The organism is Hyella patelloides LEGE 07179 (assembly GCF_900659865.1).
GTDB lineage: Bacteria > Cyanobacteriota > Cyanobacteriia > Cyanobacteriales > Xenococcaceae > Hyella > Hyella patelloides.
In genome coordinates, this window is record NZ_LR214180.1 from 1 (window position 1) to 3,662 (window position 3,662).

Annotated in this window: 3 protein-coding genes; all 3 read right to left on the reverse strand. The window is 44.9% G+C overall.

All coding sequences use genetic code 11. From position 1 onward, the window contains the following. Nucleotides 1-98: 98 nt before the first annotated feature. Entirely contained in the window at nucleotides 99-1,073 is a 975-nt protein-coding gene (locus tag H1P_RS31745) for a hypothetical protein (RefSeq protein WP_144875234.1), read from the reverse strand. A gap of 1,359 nt (nucleotides 1,074-2,432) precedes the next feature. After that, a complete protein-coding gene (locus tag H1P_RS31750; RefSeq protein ID WP_144875236.1) occupies nucleotides 2,433-3,083 on the reverse strand; it encodes a tyrosine-type recombinase/integrase in 651 nt (216 codons plus the stop codon). Between the two features lie 240 nt (nucleotides 3,084-3,323). Beyond that, nucleotides 3,324-3,662, reverse strand: a 339-nt coding sequence (locus H1P_RS31755; protein WP_222427344.1) for a hypothetical protein, incomplete at its 5' end; no start/stop codon positions are given.

A 3,662-nucleotide genomic window follows, 5' to 3' on the forward strand; every position in this document is an offset into this window, starting at 1 on the left:
AGCTAAATTTATGATTTTTTGGCATCAGTTTTTAACAAAATTTCAATAAGTTCGTATTCCAAAGTCAAAAAGAGAACTTTATATTTTTGACTTGGCACTTATGGTAGCTTCCTTAGCTTTACCCCATATACCAAGCCATTCACCGTTCTCCCTTCCCCATTCTGATACACAAGGTCTAGTCCTGGAGTGTCCATAACGGCAGTACAGTAAGCTCGTTGGAATAGTTGAAAAAGCATTTCCGCTACGCGAAAGCACATAATACCCTTCATAAGGGACAAGGTGTAGCCCCGATTGTTGCAACCGTTACTGGTATTGGTTTCTGGCGATTCTGATACGGGGTCATTTTTGCGTACTACACAAGAAGGTGTAGCCCCACTTTCCTGATGCCTTGTCGGTAAGGGGTCTGCCTGTAGTACTTCTTGTGGTACGACTGGTTCTGGTACTCTGTGTGGTTCAGGAGGTGATGGAGGTGCTACAACAGGCAACTCAGACACCGATTCTTGCTGCATAACCTGCTCGGTTAGTTTCTTGCTGCATACCGTCTGTGCTGGCTCTGTACGTTCCTCTTGGGCAGCAGCAGTAGTAGCATAGGGATTTCCTTCCTGTTGTTTGAGAAATCGAGGATGCCAGAGGGGAAGATTACTCTCTTTCTTGAGGGTTTTGTCACTGACACTGATGCCAAATAATTGCTTTGAAGTTTCCCTAATAAGCTTCATAAGCGTTTTAACCGTGCGGGGAAGTGCTTGAAGTGTCTCAGAAAGGTGCGCCACGGTATCGGTAATTCTCTGCGAAGCGCGATCGCGTTTGACTTCATTGAGATTGGGTTTATGAGATCGTTTCTCTAAACGCTCGACCATCTCCTGGTAGGTAAAGCTCCGTCGGGGACGAGACGGGTAGGCTCTCCAGTATTTTTCTGCGCTGCGTGCGACATCGCGACTTCTCTGTTTGATTTCATGTCGATGCCGACAGTGAGGGTAATAGCCTGGGGCAGCAACGGCAGTGTCTTCAATAAACTGCGCCAGTTCTTCACCTTCTAAATGGTGCGCTTTCACCCCGACATTAGCGATCGTCAAAAGGAGATCGTTGGTCTGATGATTATCAGTCCACCCTTCAGCAATATACCTCGTACTGTTTTTGAGCCAGTCCTGATAATCGCTGTTGTTTCCTTTGCTGGCATAGCTTCTGTAGGTCTGCTTGAACCAGGTATCAGCTTCTTCAAAAGTGCTGCTGAGCAGTTCAAGATCGTTGTTTTGAGCCGATACTTCTGCTGCTTGAAAGAAGTGTTCTAACTTGTTGCTGTAGGGCGTAAAATCCTTATCGAGCAGGCAGGAGCCCTGTTGTAACGGTAGCCTGTGCCCATTGTAGTAGCTAAATTCGCGTTTTTTCCCCTTGTGATGCTTCTTAAAGTGCTTAGTATTGGGAAAAAGCTCTAGGTGCCCAGGTTTAATGGTAAATCCTGCCTGCTCTAGAGCCCAGCGCAGGGAGCAGGCAAGCTTAAAGGTGGGTACAGCTTCTTTAAAGAAGTAGTAGAGGTGTAGTCCTTCGCTTTCACTGGAGCGCACCGTCACTGAATTGATGAGCCCAATAGCTTCTAGTGCCCCTTTGAGACGATGATAGGCTTCTTCATTGGTGTAGGGATGGATGAGCCCCCACCTATCGACATCCACGACGGTGTGTTTAGTGTATTGCCCGAAGCGGATACCGATAGTCTGGAGTAAGTCGGTAAATTTGTACCAAAGTTTTTCTTTGGTTAAGCAATATTTTTTAACAGTTTTCCAGTCTGATTCTGGACGTTCTTTGATGATGAAATCCCAGGCATGGCTGAACAGGGTGTATAATTTGTCTCGTAGTAGCTGCTCCTGGAGAGTAGGTTGATGATTCTCTTGATTTTCGGGAAAAAGAGGTGAAAATGACACGATTTCGGTTCAGGGAAATGGTTTACGATTTGAAGCGATCCAATCGTAATGACCAATAATCGTGCTAACCTGAACTATAATGAGATCAAGTCAAGACGATGTTGGCTGATATTTCTGTCGGCTAGTAGTCACGGCTGTTCACATATGAAAGTGAACCAAGAATAAGTCAGCTTCGACCTTTAAAGCGATCTTGCTAATTCGCAGTTAACAAGAATCGCGGTCGAAAATGATCTAGTTTGTACCTCGGCAAGAATTAGACTTTGGTGAAAAAGAGATGCTAATTCCTTGCTTTTCAATCAGACAAAATAACGTTAATTTCGCGGTTTCTGGAAGGTTAGATCTCCAGTTATCGCGATTTTGCGTTTTCGTTGTCTTAGAGCAGTCGTTTCCTTAATATAAGGTGCGCACCGCTTCGCGGATCTCTTCGAGATCGCTTTTACCTAGCGCAACATAAAATCGCTTCATTTGGAATTATCTACTATTTCGCTGCATTTGATCTAACAAGTTAAGACCAGCTTAAAAAGAATTATTGTTTTGAGGTTGAGATTGGGGTGAGACTGGGGTGTGATCATACGACGATTTTTTAACAGGTGAGAGTAAAGAAAGGCTTGCTACTGCACCTTTCACCTGATCGGGGGTGACCTCTAAATATTTCTGGAGCTCGTGTAAACTTTTATGTCCGCTTATTTCTTGGATAATTCGCAAGGGAATTCCTTCGTTACTCATGAGAGTAAGTGCAGTACGTCTGAAACTATGGGTACTCGCTCCTTGGATACCCACTCTGTCACAAGCTTTTTGCAAAACCCTACTGGCTGATCCTGGATGGGTATGTCCTTGTCCGCTCAAGCCTGGAAAGTAATACCAGGTGCGGGGGGACGGGTAGTAGTGAAGCAGCATCCTCCGTAAATCTTCTATGACGGGTATACAGCGTGTTGCAAGCTTGCCTTTGGTATTTCCTTTGCGGAAAATGATTTCTGGTCGTACTACGCCGAGACGGTAGTAAACATCGGTAGTTCTTAGGGTGACGCACTCTTTGATACGGCAGGCAGTGTAAAGGCAGAGGGCAAACATTGCTCTGTCGCGATCGTTTTTTAGTCCTTCGTAGAAGACGAGGTTAATTTCATCCGTGGTAAGTATTTTTGCCTTGCCATGCCGATCTACTTTCATTTCAGACCACCGACTACGCCCAATTATTCCATACTATAGGAGTTTGGTGAAAATAGTTTCCTGAGAACAGGTAAATAACTATAAGGAAGCCCTATCGGGCTGTTTGTTTTTTTGGGGGTGTTAGTCCGAGACACCCCCAAGCCCCCAACGGACTGCCTGTTGCTGAATGTGCGTCGCCAAATAAAACTGATACGATTCAAAAGGTGAATGGACGCACATTCAGTCCGCTTCGCCAACAGGCTACGAAACCTGTGCTCGCTTTTTCTCACGTCGGGCAGCTTTCCGTGCTCGTCTTTGAGCGATTGCTCTTTGTCCTTCAGGACTGTGAGGATATTTTTTAGCAAATGTTTTTTCAATAAATTGAGGTAAGGGAAGTTTCCAGCCTTGCTGTTTTCGTTTCCCTTTCGGGGTAGCGTATCTAGAGAAATTCTTGGGATTCATATTCAGGCGTTTTGCCATTGCAACATGACGCTCGTTAAGCTTATATTTAGTCATAGCATCATTCCATAGGGCTTGATTCTTTTTCGCTTTGGATTTGGAGTTCATAATATTTGTACCTAAATGTGAAGAAAGCAGCAG

Bases quoted from the DNA above. Each gene is read 5' to 3' on its own strand.
- H1P_RS31750 (WP_144875236.1), bottom strand. From the start codon at position 3,083: ATGAAAGTAGATCGGCATGGCAAGGCAAAAATACTTACCACGGATGAA.